Annotated in this window: 20 protein-coding genes; 11 read left to right on the forward strand and 9 right to left on the reverse strand. The window is 47.7% G+C overall.

What is annotated here, in order from left to right; all coding sequences use genetic code 11:
- Positions 1 to 32 precede the first annotated feature (32 nt).
- Positions 33 to 611, forward strand: coding sequence for an NADPH-dependent FMN reductase (locus QZT80_RS05845; protein WP_295119008.1), 579 nt, complete (start codon positions 33 to 35; stop codon positions 609 to 611).
- Between the two features lie 34 nt (positions 612 to 645).
- Here the strand turns inward: QZT80_RS05845 and QZT80_RS05850 are convergent, their stop codons facing one another.
- From QZT80_RS05850 to QZT80_RS05860, 3 genes are all read right to left on the reverse strand, one after another.
- Positions 646 to 1,809 (reverse strand): PepSY domain-containing protein, encoded by a 1,164-nt coding sequence (locus tag QZT80_RS05850; RefSeq protein ID WP_295119010.1) that lies wholly within the window; start codon positions 1,807 to 1,809, stop codon positions 646 to 648.
- 1,207 nt (positions 1,810 to 3,016) lie between these two features.
- Positions 3,017 to 3,703: a hemerythrin domain-containing protein gene (locus tag QZT80_RS05855; protein ID WP_295119012.1), complete on the reverse strand. Its 687-nt coding sequence runs from the start codon at positions 3,701 to 3,703 to the stop codon at positions 3,017 to 3,019.
- Positions 3,704 to 3,805: 102 nt separating this feature from the next.
- Positions 3,806 to 4,174 carry a DoxX family protein gene (locus tag QZT80_RS05860; RefSeq protein WP_295119015.1) on the reverse strand — a complete coding sequence of 123 codons (369 nt, stop codon included), beginning with the start codon at positions 4,172 to 4,174 and terminating at the stop codon, positions 3,806 to 3,808.
- Between the two features lie 87 nt (positions 4,175 to 4,261).
- Between QZT80_RS05860 and QZT80_RS05865 the strand changes: the two genes are divergently transcribed.
- The 3 genes from QZT80_RS05865 (at position 4,262) to QZT80_RS05875 (ending at position 6,734) form a co-directional block, all read left to right on the forward strand.
- Positions 4,262 to 4,627, forward strand: a complete 366-nt coding sequence (locus QZT80_RS05865; RefSeq protein ID WP_295119018.1) for a helix-turn-helix domain-containing protein — start codon at positions 4,262 to 4,264, stop codon at positions 4,625 to 4,627.
- Between the two features lie 177 nt (positions 4,628 to 4,804).
- Positions 4,805 to 5,431 carry a TetR family transcriptional regulator C-terminal domain-containing protein gene (locus QZT80_RS05870; protein WP_295119021.1) on the forward strand — a complete coding sequence of 209 codons (627 nt, stop codon included), beginning with the start codon at positions 4,805 to 4,807 and terminating at the stop codon, positions 5,429 to 5,431.
- Positions 5,432 to 5,441: 10 nt separating this feature from the next.
- Positions 5,442 to 6,734: an AarF/ABC1/UbiB kinase family protein gene (locus QZT80_RS05875; RefSeq protein WP_295119024.1), complete on the forward strand. Its 1,293-nt coding sequence runs from the start codon at positions 5,442 to 5,444 to the stop codon at positions 6,732 to 6,734.
- Positions 6,735 to 6,812: 78 nt separating this feature from the next.
- Here QZT80_RS05875 and QZT80_RS05880 read toward each other — a convergent pair whose 3' ends face one another.
- From QZT80_RS05880 to QZT80_RS05890, 3 genes are all read right to left on the reverse strand, one after another.
- Positions 6,813 to 7,199 (reverse strand): VOC family protein, encoded by a 387-nt coding sequence (locus QZT80_RS05880; RefSeq protein WP_295119027.1) that lies wholly within the window; start codon positions 7,197 to 7,199, stop codon positions 6,813 to 6,815.
- A 103-nt stretch (positions 7,200 to 7,302) separates the two neighbouring features.
- Complete coding sequence (gene yiaA, locus QZT80_RS05885; RefSeq protein ID WP_295119030.1) at positions 7,303 to 7,731, reverse strand: inner membrane protein YiaA; 429 nt, start codon at positions 7,729 to 7,731, stop codon at positions 7,303 to 7,305.
- A gap of 75 nt (positions 7,732 to 7,806) precedes the next feature.
- The gene (locus QZT80_RS05890) at positions 7,807 to 8,268 is read right to left on the reverse strand and encodes a hypothetical protein (RefSeq protein ID WP_295119033.1); all 462 of its coding nucleotides are present in this window, start codon (positions 8,266 to 8,268) and stop codon (positions 7,807 to 7,809) included.
- Positions 8,269 to 8,446: 178 nt separating this feature from the next.
- Between QZT80_RS05890 and QZT80_RS05895 the strand changes: the two genes are divergently transcribed.
- Complete coding sequence (locus QZT80_RS05895) at positions 8,447 to 11,143, forward strand: hypothetical protein (RefSeq protein ID WP_295119036.1); 2,697 nt, start codon at positions 8,447 to 8,449, stop codon at positions 11,141 to 11,143.
- Between the two features lie 60 nt (positions 11,144 to 11,203).
- On the opposite strand, the gene QZT80_RS05900 is transcribed toward QZT80_RS05895, so the two are convergent.
- Positions 11,204 to 11,416 (reverse strand): hypothetical protein, encoded by a 213-nt coding sequence (locus QZT80_RS05900; protein WP_295119039.1) that lies wholly within the window; start codon positions 11,414 to 11,416, stop codon positions 11,204 to 11,206.
- Positions 11,417 to 11,643: 227 nt separating this feature from the next.
- On the opposite strand from QZT80_RS05900, the gene QZT80_RS05905 reads away from it, so the two are divergent.
- The 3 genes from QZT80_RS05905 to QZT80_RS05915 all read left to right on the forward strand — a co-directional run bounded on the left by QZT80_RS05905 (position 11,644) and on the right by QZT80_RS05915 (position 13,646).
- Complete coding sequence (locus QZT80_RS05905) at positions 11,644 to 12,312, forward strand: DUF6250 domain-containing protein (protein ID WP_295119042.1); 669 nt, start codon at positions 11,644 to 11,646, stop codon at positions 12,310 to 12,312.
- Positions 12,313 to 12,705: 393 nt separating this feature from the next.
- Positions 12,706 to 13,251, forward strand: a complete 546-nt coding sequence (locus QZT80_RS05910; protein WP_295119045.1) for a sigma-70 family RNA polymerase sigma factor — start codon at positions 12,706 to 12,708, stop codon at positions 13,249 to 13,251.
- A gap of 8 nt (positions 13,252 to 13,259) precedes the next feature.
- On the forward strand, positions 13,260 to 13,646 hold the full coding sequence (locus QZT80_RS05915) for a hypothetical protein (RefSeq protein WP_295119048.1): 387 nt from the start codon (positions 13,260 to 13,262) through the stop codon (positions 13,644 to 13,646).
- 65 nt (positions 13,647 to 13,711) lie between these two features.
- Here QZT80_RS05915 and QZT80_RS05920 read toward each other — a convergent pair whose 3' ends face one another.
- On the reverse strand, positions 13,712 to 14,494 hold the full coding sequence (locus QZT80_RS05920) for an NIPSNAP family protein (RefSeq protein WP_295119051.1): 783 nt from the start codon (positions 14,492 to 14,494) through the stop codon (positions 13,712 to 13,714).
- Between the two features lie 111 nt (positions 14,495 to 14,605).
- On the opposite strand from QZT80_RS05920, the gene QZT80_RS05925 reads away from it, so the two are divergent.
- The 3 genes from QZT80_RS05925 to QZT80_RS05935 all read left to right on the forward strand — a co-directional run bounded on the left by QZT80_RS05925 (position 14,606) and on the right by QZT80_RS05935 (position 20,507).
- On the forward strand, positions 14,606 to 14,872 hold the full coding sequence (locus QZT80_RS05925) for a hypothetical protein (RefSeq protein ID WP_295119054.1): 267 nt from the start codon (positions 14,606 to 14,608) through the stop codon (positions 14,870 to 14,872).
- Between the two features lie 67 nt (positions 14,873 to 14,939).
- Positions 14,940 to 17,918, forward strand: a complete 2,979-nt coding sequence (locus tag QZT80_RS05930) for a prolyl oligopeptidase family serine peptidase (protein ID WP_295119057.1) — start codon at positions 14,940 to 14,942, stop codon at positions 17,916 to 17,918.
- 384 nt (positions 17,919 to 18,302) lie between these two features.
- Positions 18,303 to 20,507, forward strand: coding sequence for a hypothetical protein (locus QZT80_RS05935; protein ID WP_295119060.1), 2,205 nt, complete (start codon positions 18,303 to 18,305; stop codon positions 20,505 to 20,507).
- Between the two features lie 226 nt (positions 20,508 to 20,733).
- On the opposite strand, the gene QZT80_RS05940 is transcribed toward QZT80_RS05935, so the two are convergent.
- On the reverse strand, positions 20,734 to 21,261 hold the full coding sequence (locus QZT80_RS05940; protein WP_295119063.1) for a DinB family protein: 528 nt from the start codon (positions 21,259 to 21,261) through the stop codon (positions 20,734 to 20,736).
- Between the last annotated feature and the right edge of the window lie 134 nt (positions 21,262 to 21,395).

Here is a 21,395-nt window from a genome sequence, read left to right on the forward strand (position 1 = left end):
TGCAGTAGAAAAATCTATCTAAAGCACTATATATGCTCAATCTTAAAATTATCGTAACGAGTACACGTCCCGGACGTAAAGGCATTATTTTCGGAAACTGGCTGCTGGAAGAGGCGAAGAAACTACCTGAGTTTAATGTTGAACTGGTAGACCTGGCGGAAATTAACCTGCCGCTAATGAATGAAGCCAACCATCCTGCCATGCGTAAATATGAACACCAGCATACGAAAGACTGGAGCGCCAAGATCGAAGAGGCCGATGCTTTTATTTTCGTAACACCTGAATACAACTACAGCTTTACCGCTGCCTTCAAAAATGCGATCGATTACCTGCACAGTGAATGGAAACACAAGGCAGTGGGTATTTTCAGCTATGGCGGCATTTCCGCCGGCACCCGCGCCCAGCAAATGATGCGGCTGGTGCTGGCTTCTATGAGCATGACGGTGGTAAATGAAGCGGTAACCATCCCAATGTACACCCAGCACATCGACGAGGACAATAATTTCTCGGCCACCGAGCAAATAGAGCGTACGACCAGTATCATGTTACAGTCGGTCGCTAAATGGGGCAGGCTGTTAAAAGCTATCAGGGAGGACGAAACGAAGAAATAAACAGAAAGGCCCCGCAGCATTGCGGGGCCTCTTTTTATATTGATGATTTTGCCAGCGCGGGCATTTTCTTTACCGGCTGCTTCTTTTTCGATTTATACTTTCGTCCCCACCAGATGTATATACCGGTAACGGGCATACTGGCGCAAATAAGACTGGCCAGGAACATGATGATCTTACCCGGCAGCCCGAATATGGCGCCCACGTGTATATCATAGTTCATCCGACGTAACTTATCACCAAACCCTTTGTCTGCATACTCCCCATTATAAAGGGCGTTTGCAGGAAACTGTTTCAGCGTATGCTGGTCGTACACATAGGTATCGGAGTTGTAATAAGTGCCGGGGCGGTGGTTAATTCCCGCTTCCAGCGTGCCTTTATCGTCTGCAGGCATGTAAAAGTAAACCCCCTCGTCCTTAGAGGCTTTCGCATACAGCTTTTGCCAAATAATATCTTCAGGATTGGTCACTTTACCGATCTGCGTAGTGTCAGACACCAGTACTTCTGCATCGGTCAGCGATTTACCGCCTGTGGTAACGAAATAAAGGGATTTACTGAACCATTCAAAACCCCATACCAGGCCGGTAAAGGCCAGCACGAAACCGATGGCCATCATATAAAACCCGAGTACGTTATGGAGGTCGTAGTTCAGCCGACGCCACTGCGCTTTCCATTTAACGGAGAAACGTTGTTTTGCCGCGCTCTTGTTTTTAGGCCACCACAATACTAATCCGGAAATGAGCATGATCACGAATACGAGTGTAGCGGTAGCCACTACCGGCTGACCAATGGCCGGTGGCAGCCACAGGTAAAAGTGCCCGTGCAGGATGAAGTGGAAAAAGTCCTCCTCCTCGCTCCACACCTTTTTCACCTCGCCGGTATACGGATCAATAAACACCTGGTAATAATAGTCCGGATTCGCACCATAATACATCACTGTCGCACTTTTATCACGACCGGGATACGATATTGCGTTCGGCTTTTTGCCTGTCACCAACGGCCCGGCAATGGCTTTTAGCTTTGAAGGCGGCAAGGGTTTAACGTCTTCCCTCGTTTCGGTGGTCAGGTACGTGAAAGCCATCTTTTTGATCTCATGCTCGAAAGCCAGTATACAACCGGTGATGGCAATCACAAAAACAACTAACCCGGATGCAAACCCGAGCCAGAGATGTATTTTTCCTATTAACTTTTTAATGCTCATATTAAACCATGTAGCTTAATGTCAAACGGCAGTTCCGTGAAATACGGGAACGATGGCAACATGATCCTGCGTAAGGTAAATAGTCTTCCAGGCCGGAAGAACCGGCCGGCTGGGTTGTTTACATTCACGTTGGTCGTATATCCGTAATAACTACCTGCAAAGGTGCTTCCTTAAAAACTCAGGCATTGATCAAATCGGGAAAACGACTTACGCAAACGGGAAAAATTAGGCTGGGACAGGCGGAAGGGGTACTATTAAGCCCCCGTTGTGTCACTCTCTTCAGCAGCAGCTACAACACCGAACAGGGGAAGCCAGCGGGTTAAATAATATCATACTTTGGAGGGTACTGGCATCAAAAAAGCGGGAATTACTAATGTAACTATATAGAAATCAATTATATAGTTATGACACTCTGTGTAAAAAATGCCACTAATTCATTCGAAATCAAGCAAATAAGCACATCAAGTCCGCCTCATATCCACCTCATATCCGCATCATCTCCCTTTATCCCGGTGTTATATTACCTTTATACTGGCTTTACATACATCTCATCCTCCTGTCTGGTACTTCCTTCCTTCAACATTACGCCGGCGAATCACCTGCTTCCCAACCTGTATCGTGCGGGCAAAAAAGAAGGAAGGGCAGACGCCCCTCCTTTTACCCTACTTGTTATTGTTAACCGTTTTCATGTTCAACTTGCAATTTGAACATCAAACAACCAAAGTTCTCTTTACCTGTAGCATATTTGTTTGGGCAGCGCATCGCCTCCGATGCACTGCCCGGTAACGCGGTATGGTTCTACACGATGTACAATTAATGGTTAAGCTTAACGCTGACTATAGCCAATACGCCATGCAAAGCAAGCATATACAGGCATCCGCTTAAGGAAACAGTAAAGCAATCAGCGTTCTGTTTCAGGGAAATAAATCAACATAAAGGAAAATACTTATGGCGCGACCGGGGAACAACTGGCTGCTAACCATGGCAAACACTGCTATACGAACAAATAAACCGGAGAAATATAATTGGGATTTTTGTTAATGGACAATGCCGTTGTACATCAACAGAATAAAATTATCGCATCACTTCAACTAAAAAAAAATATTTTATGCTGATAATTGATTACATTATAGTAATACGTGTTACAACGTTTATGCGTTAACGACAACCGCATGCAGCTGTAGCTGCCGGATAAGAAATAGGTGCCTTATGCGATCTGCATCCCATCTGACAATGCGGTTTGCAAAGCCCGCCACCTGTGATAAGGCAACTCCTGCTCCGCTAAGCCCATGAACACATTAAATACTTCGTTAGGCGCATTATTCTTAATGTCCGACATCCAGTTAACTACCTCAGCATCGTTGATGGCACGTAACATCCAGCGGCTTTCTTCTAACAGACTGTTTGGCGGCAAAGCGCTCAGTATCGCATGTTCCAGTTGTACGATCATCGCATCTGAATAGTGAATCCACAATACACCATTCAATACTTTTTCTTCCTTGTTCATGTGGTAAAGCGTGAAGGCGATCAGTTCATTAAAATCATAGAAGATGCGGTTACCGGCTTTTTTCCTGGCGCTATCATCTTTTGCAACACGCCAGTTGGCTATTTGTTCCAACAGGTCGTGGCGTTGTGCGTTAGCGGTTATATGTTCGCGTTTAAATTCTTCGGCCAGCGAAGCGTTGCAGGGTTGTAATGCGGGTATGATAAAACGGTCCTCAAGACCGTTATGCAAATCGAGGCAACGTAACAACTGCTCCAGTTCCAGCAAAGTATTTACCGCCTGATCGTCGCGGGCGAAATCGGTTTGCTGAATGAGCAGGGCAAGGTGATATAACATCGCCCTCATACCTTTATGCAGCTGGTTGAAAATATTATAACGTGCATTTTCCATATCGGCTTAAATATGTTACAATATTCCGTAGCATAAGCCGGTAGAAAAAGCCACGGTTGCATCAATTGTTAAATACAATGGCCCAATTGTAGATAAAGATAGTCAGAGCGCCAGGCGGAAATCCTTATCTGTAAAGAGTATAACAAAAGGCAGTACGCACACAATGAGTGAGTTATAATAATGATTAAACTCATGGTGAGCCATATGTGAGGTGAATGCGCCGATAGCAAAAGGCAACAGGAAAAGCACCGACGCATTTTTAAGATGCGGCACAAATAAACCGGCAATCAGTCCCATCACTCCCAATACTTCTGCATACCCGATTACCAGTGTCCAGGTTTCATTAAAGCCCAATGATTTCATGCTTTCCATCATCGATGTTTTTTTGATTACTTTAAACAGACCGGCATATCCGAAAATATAAGTAAAGTATGCCAGGGCAGCGTAATGCACGATTGTTCTGATTTCCATTTTCATCAATTTTCTTTCAAAAGTAGAAGCGGGTGCATAACTTTACAAGAGCGGCGAAAATTGTTAAGAACGCACAAAAAAGTAAGTATGCCACCCAAAGCCACTTCCACTAATGCACTGAATAAAAAAGAAATTGATGCCTCCTGCGGGGTGGCCTTTACCCTGTCGCTCATTGGCGGGCGCTGGAAACCGGCCATTTTATGGGCCTTACTGGATGGCAGAAAGCGATATAGTGAATTAAAAAGGACTATCCACCAGGTATCGGAACGTATGCTCACGGCCCAGTTGCGCGAGCTGGAAGAGCATGGCCTGATCAGCCGGCACGTATTTCCCGAGGTGCCCCCGAGGGTGGAATATGAGTTAACCGAGCTGGGATGGTCGATGAAAGGCCTGCTGCAACAGATATCAGACTGGGGCGATGTACACCGGCAGCCCGAAACAGCACAACTTTGACAATACTTTAACAAGGCTCTTTCCCTTACCCATGCTGCATTCCAGTGCAGAACCCACCATCTTCCCCAAATATTTTGGCCAACTGCACTATTGTGGGCCCCTGGGACGTAAATTTGTATAAATCCGATTTATTAACCCGATCCCGTCCCTAAAAAACATTCTAAAACCGAATTAATCATGGAAAAAAGTGAGATCCGCGCCGCTTACGAGCAATACTGGCTGGAAAATGGGAAAGAACCCGTTTCGGTATTTGCCTTTGTGCAGCCCCTGAACATTACAGAAGCAGCGTTTTACGATCATTACAGCTCGTTCGACGCCCTGGAAAACGACATCTGGCTGGGCATTTTTAATGGCACCCTGGCCAAATTACAAGGCGATGAAACCTATCGCGCATACACCTCCCAGGAAAAACTCCTGGCCTTTTACTTCATGTGGGTGCAGGACCTGAAAGAACACCGTAGTTACATCCTGCTGCAAAAGAGCCGATTCATGCTGCCCGGTGCCGAACTGCGCCAGCTGGAAATGTTCCGCAGGGCGTTTTACGACTACGCCTCCAGCCTTATCAAAGAAGGTTACCAGGGCGAACAGATCAAGGAAAGAAAATACATTTCCGATCAGTATGTACACGGCTTCTGGCTGCAGGCGCTGTTTGTTTTACGTTACTGGATAAAAGATACCAGCGAACGTTTCGAAATGACGGATGCCGCCATCGAGAAAGCGGTGAACCTGAGCTTCCAGCTGATACGCAGCAATACGCTCGATAGCCTGCTAGACTTCGGTAAATTTATTCTCACCAGGAAATAGCGCGAACGATATGAAGGAGCAAAATAATATCCCTACCGGTAAAGTGGAAAGGGCAGGTAAATTCGTGACCACCGGGTTAAAAGTTGGCGGCAATTACATTAAACATTACACCCGCAAACTGCTGGACCCATCTACCACAAAGGAAGAACTGCACCAGGATAATGCGGAAGATATATACGATACTCTTAGCAACCTTAAAGGCAGCGCCCTGAAAGTAGCGCAAATGCTGAGTATGGACAAGGGCATGCTGCCCAAAGCGTACACCGACAAGTTTACCATGTCGCAATACAGCGCCCCTCCCCTTTCGGGCCCGCTGGTGGTAAATACCTTCGTGAAAACACTGGGCAAATCGCCCTCTCAACTGTACGACAGCTTCGAGATGAAAGCCAGCAATGCTGCCTCCATCGGCCAGGTACATAAAGCCACGAAAGACGGGAAAAAACTGGCCGTTAAAATCCAGTATCCTGGCGTAGCCAACAGCGTAAAGTCTGACCTCCGCATTGTAAAACCTTTTGCCGTGCGAATTGTAGGTATGAACGAGGTGGATATGGACAAATACTTCGACGAAATTGAAACCAAACTACTCGAAGAAACAGACTACAAACTGGAACTACAACGCTCTGTAGAACTCTCCGAACTTTGTGCGCACATTCCCAACCTGGTATTCCCGAAATACTACCCGGATATGTCGTCCGACAGGATCATTACCATGGACTGGCTGGAGGGCAAACACCTGAAAGAGTTCCTGGAAACCAATCCTACACAGGAAGTACGTAACAAAATCGGCCAGGCGCTGTGGGACTTTTACCAGTTCCAGATGCATACACTTCGTAAAGTACATGCAGACCCGCACCCGGGCAACTTCTTACTGCGCGAAGATGGTACAGTAGGCATTTTCGACTTTGGTTGCGTGAAGGAAATTGATGAACATTTTTACGTGAATTACTTCCTGCTCACCGACAAAGAAGTGTTGAAGGACGAGCAACGCAGAAGAGAAATTTACACTAACCTCGAAATGATACATCCGAGCGATAGCGAAAAAGAAATAGAGTTCTTTTCTGCCCTGTTCCAGAAGATGACCTCCCTGTTAACGTTACCGTTTACAGTAGATCGTTTCGACTTTGGCGACGAGGCTTATTTTGCAGAGATATATGCCTACATGGATTACCTGTATAACCTGAAAGAAGTGCGCGAATCGAAGGTGGCAAGGGGAAGCAGGCATTCGTTGTACGTGAACAGGACCTACTTTGGGTTGTACTCCATTTTGAGCGATCTGAAGGCGGATGTAGTGACGAAGATGTAAAATACAGAACATAAGTAATATAGAAAGAGGCTGTTCAGACAGCCTCTTTCTATTTGAGTATATTGACATTGCTGACAACTATATCTTCGCCTCAAACCCCGGATTATAAATCACCCCGATAATATTACCCCAGGGATCTTTTACCATAGCCACCATAATATCGCCGCCCACCTCGCGTGGCGGGTCGTACGGCGTTGCGCCTGCGGTTATTAATGAATTGTAAGCGGCAGTAATATCAGGCACCCCCCAATAAGTTTCTACACCGCCACTGCCTGGCGCCAGTGCATCTGCGTCGTCCGCAGCGGGTTGCAGGCCCAGTTCGTAGCCGGCAATGTTAAAGCCGATATAAAACGGTTCGTCGAAATAAGGTTCGGTTTCAAAAGCTTTACTGTACCAGGCCTTTGCTGCTGCCATATCTTTTACGCGGTATATAACGGTGCGCAGGCCCTGAAACTGACTACTCATAATCTGATCATTTAAAGGATGAAATTCCTTATCAACTTACAAAAAAACAGCCAGCCTGTAAAAAATTACCGGCTGGCTGCAAACTTTTAAGGTAAGAAGATAATTAGTTGTCGTTAGATGCAACGGCTTTAGGAGCTTCGTCCTTAGCAGCCGCCTGCGCATCGCGGGTATTTTTTTGTACGGTAATAGCGCCAAATACGCTGAGCAGGAAGGCGAAGGCGTAAAAACCTTTTTCACTCGGCAACAGTGTGGCATTCCACAAACCGATGATGAGCAACACGATGGTGAGCAACATCGATACCCAGCTGATGCCGTAATAAATATCCGTAACCGGCACTCCTTCGAGGCGGTCGCGCACACATTTTTGTACGGAAACTGCAGCAAAAAGGCCATACATCAACACAGTGAAGTAATATCCTTTTTCATTTAACTGCATCGTAGCGTTGAAGAGGCCAATGTTAAAGCCGGCAATACCGGCGAATAATGCAACCCAGGAGGCGGCAACAAAGGCAACAGACGGTTTTTGTTTCATGTTGTACGTTATAGGTGATAAATGTGACGGAAAAATAGATAAATTCTCCGTACTCCAACACCCATTAGGGAAACTTTAACTATTATGGCATAACCATGTATCCACGCTACGCATGGTTTCTGTTAAATATTCCTTCGCTTCTTCCACGAAACTAATACCACATTTAAAATAACCAAGGCTGATGAGATGCAACTGGTTTTTAAGCTCGTTTTCAGACACAAAATCACTTTCGAGAAACGCGTGAAAGCGCGGGATATCGGAAGTACAAAGTTGTATGGCCTGAATATAAAAATCGTGCGTGGCGCGGGCATGAGAGGCCAGCAACATATCTTCCATTTCGGAGAGATATTGTCCGCCGGAGTTAAATAACAATTGTGAAAAACCGCCCTGCGTAAGATTATACGTAAAGAAATCTGCCAGCATTAAAGTGTTTACCTGTTCGGGCACCTTTGCGGGGCGTTGGGTTTGCATGTACTGCCGCGTTTTATCGGCAAGGTCGTAAAGCTGCTGTTCTGGCTGTGGCTGAGCCGTTTCCATACCGTTCTTTTTTATGAAGATAGGGATATGCACCGAAACCACCCATCTTTATTGATTGTTATACTGACACTTTTTAACGCTAAAAGCTTTGATTTATCTGAGTTTTCGTCTACATTTATTTCTACCGGCTATTATTCCACGATTTATTTTCTGATGAGCTGATATAAACTAACTGAGGATGAAAACAAACAATCCCCTATCTCGCCGCGCGTTCATGAAAAACTCGATGGTGCTTACAGCAGGACTACCCGTACTGTCGGCTTTCGGCAAAACGGGCTCCGATGTATTAGCTGCACCCGGCCCGCTCACTGTTCCATTACGCTGGCTCGATAAACAGGCACCAGTTGCCGGCGGTGGCGTAACATGGGGTGTTCCATGGCCCAAAGGCATCATTAAAAAAGATGAATTTATATTGGAAGATGCGGACGGCAAAGCCATTCCGCAACAATCGTGGCCCCTGGCCTGGTGGCCCGACGGATCGCTGAAGTGGAGCGCACACGCCATCTCCCTGCAACAACAGCCGCCGGCACAACTGCTGCTGAAACCAGGCAAACAAAAGTCTTTCACAAACACCATCAAAACAGAAAATAATGCCACTTCCATTCGTATAGACACTGGTGTTATACAATGCGAGCTGGCGAAAAAAGGAAATGTGCTGGTGAATTACATTCGCCACAACGGTCGTGATATAGCCACAGGCGGCAAGCTGGTACTTTTGAACAGCACCGATCCTGATGCAGCAGCCGTTACACGCAGCACATTCGAGGGCGATATCGAAAAGATAAGCCTGGAACAGAATGGCCCGTTACGCGCCGTGGTGAAGATAGAAGGTAAACATACCGGTGGAGGGCGTGCCTGGCTGCCTTTCATAGTTAGATTGTACTTCTACCAGGGTAGCGCCGCCATTCGCGTGATGCACACCATCGTATTCGACGGCGACGAGCAAAAGGATTTTATTACTGGATTAGGATTGCGGTTTACCGTGCCCTTAAAAGACGAACTGCACAACCGGCACGTCCGCTTCTGTGGCGAAAACCAGGGCGTATTTGCGGAAGCAGTACGTGGGCTTACCGGGTTGCGGCGCGACTCCGGCGAGGCCACCCGCGAAGCACAGGTAAACGGCAAAGCAACACCGGATGCAGCCACTTTTCCCGCCGCTGTTAAAGATCGCCTGCAATATATTCCAGCCTTTGGCGACTACACCCTTTCACAGATTACAGCCGATGGTTTCACTATTCAGAAACGCACCGGTAAAGGATTTGGCTGGATAAGTTCTGCTTTCGGCAAACGCGCGGCCGGCCTGGCTTACCTGGGCACGCCCCAGGGAGGTATCGCTTTAGGTATCCGCAACTTCTGGCAAAGTCACCCCGCCCAGTTAGACATCCGGAATGCGGCCACCGACAATGGCGAAATCACCGCCTGGCTCTGGGCGCCGGATGCTCCCGCAATGGACCTTCGCTTTTACCACGATGGTATGGGGCAGGATACATTCCCTAAACAACGTGAGGGACTGGAAATTACTTACGAAGACTACGAACCCGGTTTTGGTACGGCCATGGGGGTAGCCCGCACCAGCGAACTACAACTTCATATATTACCTGCCACACCTGCCAACGCCGAGCTGGCAGCGATTGCAAACACCATTCAGCAACCGCCCGTACTGTCCTTCTCTCCGGAACACTGGCGAAGGGCTGGCGTATTTGGCAGCTGCTGGAGCCTGCCGCCCACCACATCGCCTGCTACAGAAAGAGTAGAAAAGGAACTCGACTTCTTTTTTAACTATTACCACCAGCAGGTAGAACAGCGCCACTGGTACGGCTACTGGAACTATGGCGATGTAATGCACAGCTACGATGCAGACAGGCATCAGTGGCGGTATGATGTTGGCGGCTTTGCCTGGGACAATTCCGAGTTAAGCACCGACATGTGGTTATGGTATTACTTCCTGCGCAGCGGCCGCGCCGATGTGTTCCGCATGGCCGAAGCCATGACCAGGCATACGGGTGAGGTAGATGTGCATCACCTCGGCCGCTTCGCCCCGCTGGGCTCCCGGCACAACGTGCAACACTGGGGCTGCAGTGCCAAGCAACTGCGCATCAGCACGGCTACCAACCGCCGCTTCTACTATTACCTTACCGGCGACGAGCGTGTGGGTGACCTGATGCGCGAGCAGATAGACGCTGCCAAAACCCTGAGAGATATAGTACCAGGCAGGAAGATAGGCGCACCGCAAGGCAACCCGGAAGGCGATTACGCCACGGTTTCCTTTGGTACCGACTGGGGCTCGCTGGCGGCGGCCTGGCTTACGGAGTGGGAACGTACAGGCAATACAGTAGCAAAAGACCGGCTGCTGAACAGCATGCAAACTATTGCCGCACAACCGAACGGCTTTTTTACCGGCGGGTCACAAATGGAACTGGCCACCGGTAAATTCAAAATAAGTAATGCCTTTTCCGTATCGCACCTGAGCGCCGCTTTCGGACTGCCCGAAATATGCCTGGAGCTGATAGATGTAGTGAAGAACCCCGCGTTCGAGAAGGCCTGGCTGCAATACTGTACACTTTATAACGCCAGTGCTGAAGAGCAGCAGGCCGCACTGGGAAAGAGCCTTGGCAAACTGAACCTGCGGCAGGGCCATGCCCGCCTCACCGCTTTTGCCGCCAACCGTAAAAAAGACCCGGCACTGGCTGCAAGGGCCTGGAAGGAGTTTATTAATGCTCCCGGCGACCTCCGTAACACCACGCCTGCCGTTAAAAAGCTGGCAGGGCCGGAAGTGCTTAATCCAATAGATGAGGCAGAAGGAGTATCGACTAACGCCGTGGCGCAATGGGGGTTAACGGCAGTATTTATGCTGGAGTACCTACAGGCGCCTTAAAATAAAAGCAGGACAACTTGCGGTTGTCCTGCTCTCTATCTTATATCAAAAAAATACAACTTAAAGGCTGCTATAACCTCGCCTTCTTGCGGGAATCCTGATGGGAGTCCCTTTTTCTTCTTTCACGTGGGACCTAAAGGCACCAGTCTGTAACTTTTGTTCTTTCTCTACGCCTACATTATTTTTAATGCCTGGCACTTCTATCGTTACAACTGCTGTTCTGCCATGTGGCTTAATGGTCGGAGCCTGACCGGGGACATTCAATGCTTGCATAAAAAATAAGGTTTTAAAAGAATTCTGAAACTTATTAACCATTCACTACTTATAGTAGTACAAATATAAAGCCACTTAAACGAGTGCTGTTTTGTGCGGAAAAACCAAGAAAATCGGTGTCGGTTAATGGCTGGTCGGTACTGTTGAGTGGAAATCATTCCACATTTTAGGGTTGGTTATCTGCACATCACAAAGATACTTTTTTTCATAATAAGAAATTTGAACCGATGTTGCGATACTTCACATTTTTCTTACTACTATTCGTAGTACTCACATCAGCAGCACAACGCCGCGTTTTAAAGAAATATGATTTTAATCATACGCTTGACACTACAGTGTGGGTGGTGGAAATGGCGAACGTGGGTAACTCAGGTGTATACACCAAAAAAGGCAAACTTGTGCTGGATACAAAAGGTGGTGTAACGGTTTGGTACAAATACGCATTGACAGGCAGTTACAGGATTGAGTTCGAGCGTACGGTGTTAGTTAACGGAGGTGAAAACGACCGTTTATCCGACCTGAACGTGTTCTGGCAGGCTATTGACCCGCGCAACAGCAACCTGTTTACCCGTAAGGGCACTTTTGAAGAATACGATTCGCTGCGTATGTTTTATGTTGGTATGGGCGGTAATACTAACACCACTACACGCTTCCGGCGTTATGAGGGCGACGGGCGCAAAACTTTGTTAGCGGAAAAGAACGACCAGGCCCACCTGCTCAGGGCGAATAAAACCTATCGTATTGCTATTATAGTACAAAACGGCAGCACCAGTTTTTGGGTAGACGGGCAATGCGTTTTCTCCGCCAAAGGCCAGCAGCAGGGCGATGGGCACTTCGGGTTCAGGAGTACCTGGTCGCGGCAGGAAATCAGTAATTTCAGGATTCTTTATCTATGAGAATCTGACTCGCAAAAAAATAGTTCCATTTTCAGAAAATAACCTATTACCAACCACCGCTTTTCTACGACTATATATTTATACGCCATCAGCCGTTCAAGACAAGCGGCTGGGTATCCCCTTCGGGAAGGCTCCTTCTGATCTCCAATTTCAGGGTCATTGTACCGGTTTTTGGGAACGATGGTAATGGGAATTACATCGTGCCTGCGGTACAATGGCTCTTTTCTAACTGGCGGACCCTTTTTAAAATAAAATATCCACATATTAAATCCATATTTTATTTTATTCCGTTAGTAATTGTATCCCATTACCATCAAACCCAAGTTTATTCTCCTAATCATTAGCGGGCAACGATTGATCAATTAGCTAACCGTGTAAAATTGTACGGCCGTTATGAAGGAATTTGACAATAACCAACCTTTCCTTGAGTTTTTTGAAACCCTGGAACCTGCCCTAAGGGCCAAAGCCAAATCTATTCTCCGCCGCGACCTTTACCTGGACGATGTGATACTGGAAGTAATGTTTCTAGGTATCCGGATTTCCTGCACCCCGTATTATAGTGAAATCGTCAACAAACCCGGATACTTCCTCCGTATAACCTACTGCAGGGCCATCGACTATCAAAGAAAAGAAAAACAAACAGAGGAGCTGACAGAAGAAGTTAAGGAGCGCCTCTGCCTGCCAGACGAGGACAACGTTTTCCAGGAAGCACTTTCAGCAATCAAAGAACTGGGGCTGGATAAAGTGCTGCCACCACGCCGCTGGAGCATGTTTGAAATGTATTATGCCGAGGGGATGAGCCAGGACGAAATTGCCAACCATTTCGGAGATACCAGCAGACACACAGTGAAGACGCAAATTCACCTGGCCAGGCAGTTCGTGGTGGCGGAATTGAAAAAATGGGCAAAAAGTAAAATAATTGAGCCGGGCTATTACTAATCGCGTTATTGCTGCGTACTACTAATATGCAGGTAGATTTCGAACAACTTTACCGCCTCACACTCGAGGAAATTGCGGGCACCATTTCCGATGCCGACCGCCAGCTACTGGAGTTAATTATATCCTCCAGCGAAGAAGCGGCCATGGCATGGGCCCGGATACACGACGGGCTTGAAAATGGTGACAGACTAGTGCAAAAAGGCGCCGTAACCCGGCGGGACAGGCAAATACTCACCTGGGTAATCACGAAATTATCAAGACGAAAATGGCTGGCGCTTGGGGGCCTGGTGTTGTTTAAAGCCCTCTTGTTTTTTGCACTCGGCTGGTTCATATCTAAAAACAGCTCAAAACCGACTACAACAAGTGCCGAAGTACACATAGCCCAACACTCCTGATCGCCTGATCGCGCGATCCTACTAACAGACACAAAAAAGCCGGGCTACAACCCGGCTTTAGATTTTTATAGATCTGAGAAGGCTTCCGGCTTTAGCAGGAACTTATCTATATGCGATACATTATTTTTATAAGACTCGATGGCCGATAGCTTTTTCCAGTCCGGATCGGCACCAAAAGCTTTCCAGTGGGCCTCTCGCTCGGCATTGTTGTTAAAACTTGTCATGTACATCAGGTTAGGCATGTGGCTGCCGGCAATCACTTCGCCATAAAACACAGCATTGAATCCCAGCTTCTTAAAAATGCCTATCTCATCACCCTTATTGAACATATCTACCTTATTACGGAAATACTTTTCGGTAGGACCTTCGTAACTGCGTAACTCGTACACACGGTCGCTTTTAGGGGAGGTAAGCTGCGGCATAGCCATGGCCGGCATGCCTTCGAACGCCTGCAACAGTATAGATTCGAGGCGGGCGAAGGGCACATTTGTGTATTGCGCATCGAGGTAATCTTTACCGGCTTCGAGGTATGTTTTATCGGCAGCCAGTTGCGATTCCAGTTTGGCAAACTGATCGGCGGTGCGGAAAGGGATCAGCACATACACACGCAGATCAGCTGTGTCCTGCGTTACCGGCTTAAATACGCCCACCTGTTTAATACCGGCGCGGTGCAGGGCAGGCAGATAAGCATCTTTTAAATATCCTGTTACCCTCTGTTCCTGCCCGGCAGTTTTAAGATGATAGATTTTGATCTGGTAAAACTGCCTGGCCGGGCCTTTATCGCCCGCCATTACCAAGCCAGCGCTCAGCATGCAGCAAAACAGCAGCAACCACGTGGATGTTCTCATTTTCATAAAATTGATAAAAAGGTGTGCTGAAAAATAGCGTAAAATTTCCGTGTATACCAGCCATTTATCAAAAAGCTTTCAAATACGGCCGCTGCCCCCTAACTTGCGGTTATGAAGATAGCACAGGATAAATGGAAACACTTTTACGTAGGTATTGTGATGGGTATAGTGTTACAAGCCGCCGCCGCATGGCTGCTCCCCTCCCTGTTATGGGCAGTTATCGCTTCCCTGGCTGGTTCAATAGCCATTGCATATGGCTTCGAACTATTTTCGCTGTATACGGGTAAAGGCCATTATGAAGTAATGGATGCCATAGCCTCTGTGCTGGGCGCCATACCGGGCATAGCGATGGCCTGGACTTACCAGTATTACGCGTAGCCGCTTTTACACCATTTTTCGTTATCTTCCGTACCTGTCAACTTCCAAACCTGCCATAAACGTAACTATGATCAAGAAAAAGACATTACTTTTTGTGCCACTACTATTGGCACAACTGGCCGTAATTGCGCAACCCGAGAGCGATACGGCTAAAACTCCCCGGCCTATGAGCTGGAAAGACATTCCCTCCTGGCGCGCGATTTCGCCTTACACCGTTACCCTTTCGCCGGACGGCAAATGGGTAGGTTATGCACTGTTGGCGCGCGAGGGCGATGGCGATCTCTATATTAAAAAAGTAAAAGACACGGCTCAGAAGGTATATGCCTTAGGCAGCCCTGCTTTCCCCTCTTTTAGTTTTTCGGAAGATGGGAAATGGCTGGCTTACAAAGAAGCTGTTCCTTTTAAAGAAAAGAAAGCGGCCGCCAAAATACCTGGCAAACAACTGTTCGAAAAGTTGCACCTGGTGGAATTGTCGACGGGAAAGAAAACAACTTTCGAAAAATCAGGCAGCTTTGCCTTTAACGGCAAAACTGCCAGTCACCTCGCCATCAATGTTACCAAAGAACGCAGCGGCCCTCCCCGGCCCGACGAAGCACAGGGCAGCGATTTGCTGATCGTTGAATTATCGTCCGGCAAAAGCCAGAACATTGGTAACGTAAGCGAATTTGCATTCAACAAACAGGGTAACCTGCTGGCTTACACCATAGATGCTGCAGGCCAGGCAGGCAACGGTGTTTACCTGTATACACCAGCCAATCGCAGCACCTCGGTGTTGGATAACGACAAGGCCACTTATAAAAGCCTGGGCTGGACGAAAGACGGTGACGGCTTTGCCCTGTTGAAAATGGTGAAGGATGAAAAGTTCAAAAGCGATAAAGGAGCCGTGATCGGTGTAAAGAATTTTGCCGGCACGCCAACAGTTACGATTTACGAAGCCGCAAAAGACTCCGTAGCGTTCCCGAAAGGCATGACCATCAGCGCTAACCGCAAACCTGTATGGGGTGAATCGCTGGACCGCCTGTACTTCGGTATTGCCGCGCTGGAGCCAGCTAAAAAGGATGCGCCTAAAACCGATACCGCTAAAAAAACACCACCCACCAAGCCTTCGAAAGAAGCTGAATTGGCCAGGATCGAAAAGCTGAGAGGTGATACCAGCATCAAATCGATCGACGACCTGAAGAAGGCACTCGCGAAACTGGATACCAGCAAAGGCCCGGCACCAGCAGCACCGGCGGTTAACAAGGATGATATCGCGAAACCCGATATGGCCATCTGGCACGGTGGCGACAAACGCCTCCAGAGCCGCCAGCAGGTGCAGGCCATGGGTGATAAAAACTATACTTACGCTGCCGGTTACGACGTGGCGGACAAGAAATTTATCCGTTACAACGATAGCAGCATCCGCTCGGTAAATGCATTACCCAAACAATTGTACGCTTATGCTTACGACGACCAGCCCTACGAACTGGACCAAAACCTCGATGGTCAGAACTATGCCGATGTGTATGTGATCGACCTGAAAACCGGTAGTAAAGAAAAGCTGTTCGAAAAGTTTTATGTACCGTCTTACAGCGCTATGCCAACCCCCTCGCCAGATGGGCTGAAATTCACTTATGGTAAAGACGGGCATTATTACGTGTACGACATCCCTTCGAAAACGAGCATCAACATCACCCAAAACATACCTACTTCTTTTGTAGATACTGATGATGATCACAACGTGAAGAAACCGCTTACCCCCGTTATCGGCTGGAGCAACGACAATAAATACGTGTTGATCCGCGACCTCTGGGATATATGGCAGATACCTGCAAACGGCAAAGGCAGTGCCGTTAACCTGACTGCTAACGGCCGTACTGAGAAAATACGTTACACCAACCGCTACTCAGTAGACCCGGATGAAAAAGGTATTGATCTTAAGAAACCCATTTATGTAAGGCAATACGGTGAGTGGAACAAGAAAACCGGTATCGTACGTTTACAGGCCGGCAAATCCGGAGGCACTGTACTGGCCTGGGATGATGCTGCAATCAGCTCGCTCAGCAAAGCTAAAAATGCCGATGTATACATGTACGCGAAAGAAACGTTTAACACGCCTACCGAATTTTTCGCAGGCGACGAATTGTTGAAAAATGTTGAACAGGTTACAAAGAACACACCTGACGCCGCTAAATACACATGGAGCGCCGGTACCCAGCTCGTGGATTACGTTTCAGACAAAGGCGACACGCTGCAGGGAGCATTATTTTTACCTGCGGGTTATGTAAAAGGACAAAAATATCCTACCGTAGTATATTATTACGAGAAACTCTCCCAATCACGTAACAGCTACGCGGCGCCCGACTTTTCCGGCACCGGCTGGAACCCGAACATGTATACCAGCAACGGCTATGCTGTATTTATCCCGGATATCGTTTACAAAATGGACGATCCCGGTATGAGCGCTGTTTGGTGCGTATTACCGGCTGTAAAAGCGGCTATTAAAACGGGTGTGATCGACGAGGAACATATCGGTATTCACGGGCATAGCTGGGGTGGTTATCAAACTGCGTTCCTTGCCACTCAAACTAATATGTTTAAAGCGGCAGCAGCAGGTGCAGCACTTACGAACATGGTAAGCATGTACGATCTTATTTACTGGAACAGTGGCGGCGGCAACATGTCTATCTTCGAAGCATCGCAGGGCCGTTTTACCGGTGCGCCCTGGGAAAACTGGGATTCGTACCTGCGCAACTCGCCCATCTATCATGTTAAAAAAGTAAACACGCCGCTGTTAATCCTGCATAATGATAAAGATGGCGCAGTAGACTTTACACAGGGCGTTGAGTTTTACAATGCGTTACGCCGTCTTAAAAAACCGGTAGTAATGGTGCAGTACAAAGGAGAGAACCATGGTCTGAGCAAACCGGAAAACAGGAAAGACTACAGTGTGAGAATGATGGAATTCTTCGACTACCACCTGAAAGGAAAACCAGCCCCACAGTGGCTTAAACAAGGCATCGACCACCTGAAGCTGGACGATGAACTGGAAGAGCGGAAATTTTGATTAGCATATCATCATAGTAAAAAAGAGCAGGCTTTAAGGCCTGCTCTTTTACTTTAAAAACATCTATACTCACTGCTTCCCTTCCTTTACTCTTTCCAACCCATCATGCAGTATCACTGCCGGGCATAAAGATGATACCGTTAAGAAACCGATGTGGCAACACACATCTATCCCCCTAAAAATCACGTAATTATACGCGTTGTCGTTTCGAATTATTACCTACATTTGCAATTCAGAGCATTGGCAAATAACAGCAGCTTAGCAAAGAATAGCACCCCAAATTATCTTCCTTGATTTAATACGTATATCGGACCTGTCTCCCCAAAAACTTACTACGGACAGGCGACGCTTGTTTTTTTTACGATAACCTCAAAACTCCAGCACATGGAAAAACTGAAGATCCCGAATCTTTCGGCGATACAACTGTCGGAATTGCTCAGTACACGGCAAACCTTCCTGCTGACCCGTTTTTACCTGAAAGCGGCAGCCCAGCAAAGCATTACGCATTGGGAAGAAATCACCTGCGTAGGTTACCACCCCGACAAAGGGAAACTGGAAGCCATTGTGAGCATCAAACAATCTGTTGGTTACAGCGGAGGCCTTTGCACCAACGGCTCTAAAGAGTACGTTCGTTTCTTCGTTGACTTTAAAGATGGCAGCGGCTTTCAGGACATGGGTTACACCAGCTTTAAAGTAGCCGACATTTCTGAAGTGCCCCCCGGCCCGCAGCACCCGCTGAAGTACATGACGCATTTGTTTATCGACGACGAAAAGTACCGTCGTTTCCTGAACTGCGACACCGCCGTGGTGCCCACCGTACGCGCCGTACTTCAGTGGAACAGCATCCCTTCTTCTAACCCCAACGACATTCCGTACTACGGTAATGTGCTGAATGCCGATATCCAGTTAAAGAGAAGAAGGCTTTTTATCTGGAAAGATATTTTTGATGCCCTGCAGGTAAAAGAGCTGCCGGACTTCCTCAAAAACATCAACCTGAAAGAAGAAGTAAAGATCCCCCTGCCTCCCCTTCCCCCCATTCAAACATTAGCCGCGGCTTATAAAAAAGCCCAGGTGCCCGATCATCGTACTTTCTTTTCGGCCGTGGCGCCATCTATTAAAAATGGTACCAAGTTTAAGAGCCTGGTTAGTTACAACCTGTTCGATGTGCAAAAATTAAAGATCGATGTAAAATCGATCGCCGACCTCTTACTAAAACCGGTAGACAAAGCCGATGTGCAGTTCGAAGAACTGATGTGCGTGGGTTTAAACACCCCGCTGGATACATTAGGCGCGGTGATCAAAATCAAAAAAAGCAGCGGCTTCAGCGGCGACCTCTGTACCCAGGGATCGCAGGAACACGTAGCATTTTGGGCCGACTGGGATAACAATGGCAGCTTTGACCAGTACCTTGGCACCACCAGTATTACGGTGTACGACATTGGCAACATACCAGCCGGTGGCCTGCACTATAACGTAGACCTGCCCATCAATCTGACCTCGCGCATCAGGAGTTGCGTAACACCTAACGTCATCCGCATACGGGCCGTACTATCCTGGCAATCACTCCCATCTACCACCGACCCCAATCAACTTAACACCTGGGGCAACCGTGTAGATGCAGTAGTACAGATCCGGCCTGCACAGGCAGCCCGCGTGGAAGCCGAACTTACCCACGTAGGCAGTGTAGACCGCGACCTGATAGACCCTGTAACCTTCCTCGTAAACTCCGACACCAGCAATCCAACCATGAACAATAACCGTCCGTACGGCGGCTGGGTTAGTTTCAACGGGATTATTAACAGGAGCGGGTTTAACGGCGTTATTAAATACAAGATCGAGTACAAGAAATTCGGCGCGTCCGATGCTACGTACGCCGCTGTTTCCACTTCAGAGTCCTTCTCCATGATCGACTTTACGCCCGATCCTAATCTTGAGTTTATTGACACGCAGGCACCTGCAGATGGTTGGTTCATCTATAAAGAGAACCCCGCTATCGGTTTGTATAATGAAACACATTACCTGGCAGGCTGGAGTACCGGTGGGTTAACAGACGGTATATATACCATCCGCTTTACGCACACCGATGCGCTGGGCTTAGAGCAGGTAGCCGATACCTTCTCGCTGATCATCAACAACCAGCAAATGAGCATCAGCACCACTGCTAATACCTCGGTAGATCTTACAAAGAGCCTCGACCTGGTGATAGACGGCGGCGACTGCCATTGTTACGATAAAACTGCGACCAACCACACCGTTAGTGGCCATCTACGGGCAGTGCATCCTTACTTTGCGGTATGGAGCCTCGACCTTCAGCCATCGTCGCACACCCATGGCACCGTGCCCAATCCATCACACCGTTACTACGACGCATTACCCAATGCAGGCGATGTAGGCAACCTGGGCATCAATAATGATGATGGCGATGAAAACGCCCCATGGAGTGTAGACGTAAGCGCGATGGATAATTGCGGTTATACTGTAAGCCTGGCTGCGCGTTCGCGTGTAATACTTAACAGCTCCACCACGTTCCCATGGTATGGGGTGAAGGCGGTAGGATTTTCTGTAACGGATAAATGTCCGAACGTTTAATTACTGTTAGCGATACATTTACCGGCCGGCAGCCTGACAGGAGCTGCCGGTTTTTTTGTGTTATAGTTTAAAGCCCGGTTGGTTGGGGTGTGGGAAAGCGAATATTCTCTTATAATGAGATGAATGCAGACAAAACAAGTTTAATGACTGGTTGAGGTATCTCAGCAAATTACCGGGATACCTCAACCTTATAGTTAACTCCAAACGAATCTTTGAACCGCAATGGTTACTTACCATACACATTATAGAAATTATAATCCGTCATCGGCGCATCTGTAAAACCAAGCTGGCGACCGATAGTAATTACCTGTCCACGGTGATAGGTGCCATGGTTAATTACCTGGATGATGTATTCGAAGTTCTGGAAGTCACATTCAAACCAGGGGTTTACGATCAGGGTTTTATCTTCTATCTGGGTGGCAGACATGGTTGAAATATAGTCGGCCAGCTCCTCAGAGTTATCAATCAGTATATCCATTATTGCTGTTGCAGTACCTGTAAACTCCTGCGGTGCGGCAGGCTCTTCCCGTTTGAGCATGGCCAGCCAGTACACCTGTGTTTGCCAGATATGTACCAGCGTGAGTTTAATGCTTGGGAAGCTGGAGGCTACTTCCTGGTCAAGCAGTTCGGCCGGTTTGGTTTTAAGCCATTTAACCAGGGTGCTTACAGCCCAAAAGTTATAGTTCGCGTAGTTTTTCATAGCAGCGGCGATAGAAGCCTGACCAGTTGCGGGGGTAGTGAATTCCTGTACCATAGTGTAGTGTTTTTGTTTGTTGATACAAAGAAACTAACGGCTTGTGACAACAGTATGTCAGTAGGATTTAAGAAAATAATGAACTTTTGAACAAAGTAAACTTGGACTTTCCAACAAACCAGCCAGGCGGTGTT

Source organism: uncultured Chitinophaga sp. (genome assembly GCF_902168175.1).
GTDB lineage: Bacteria > Bacteroidota > Bacteroidia > Chitinophagales > Chitinophagaceae > Chitinophaga.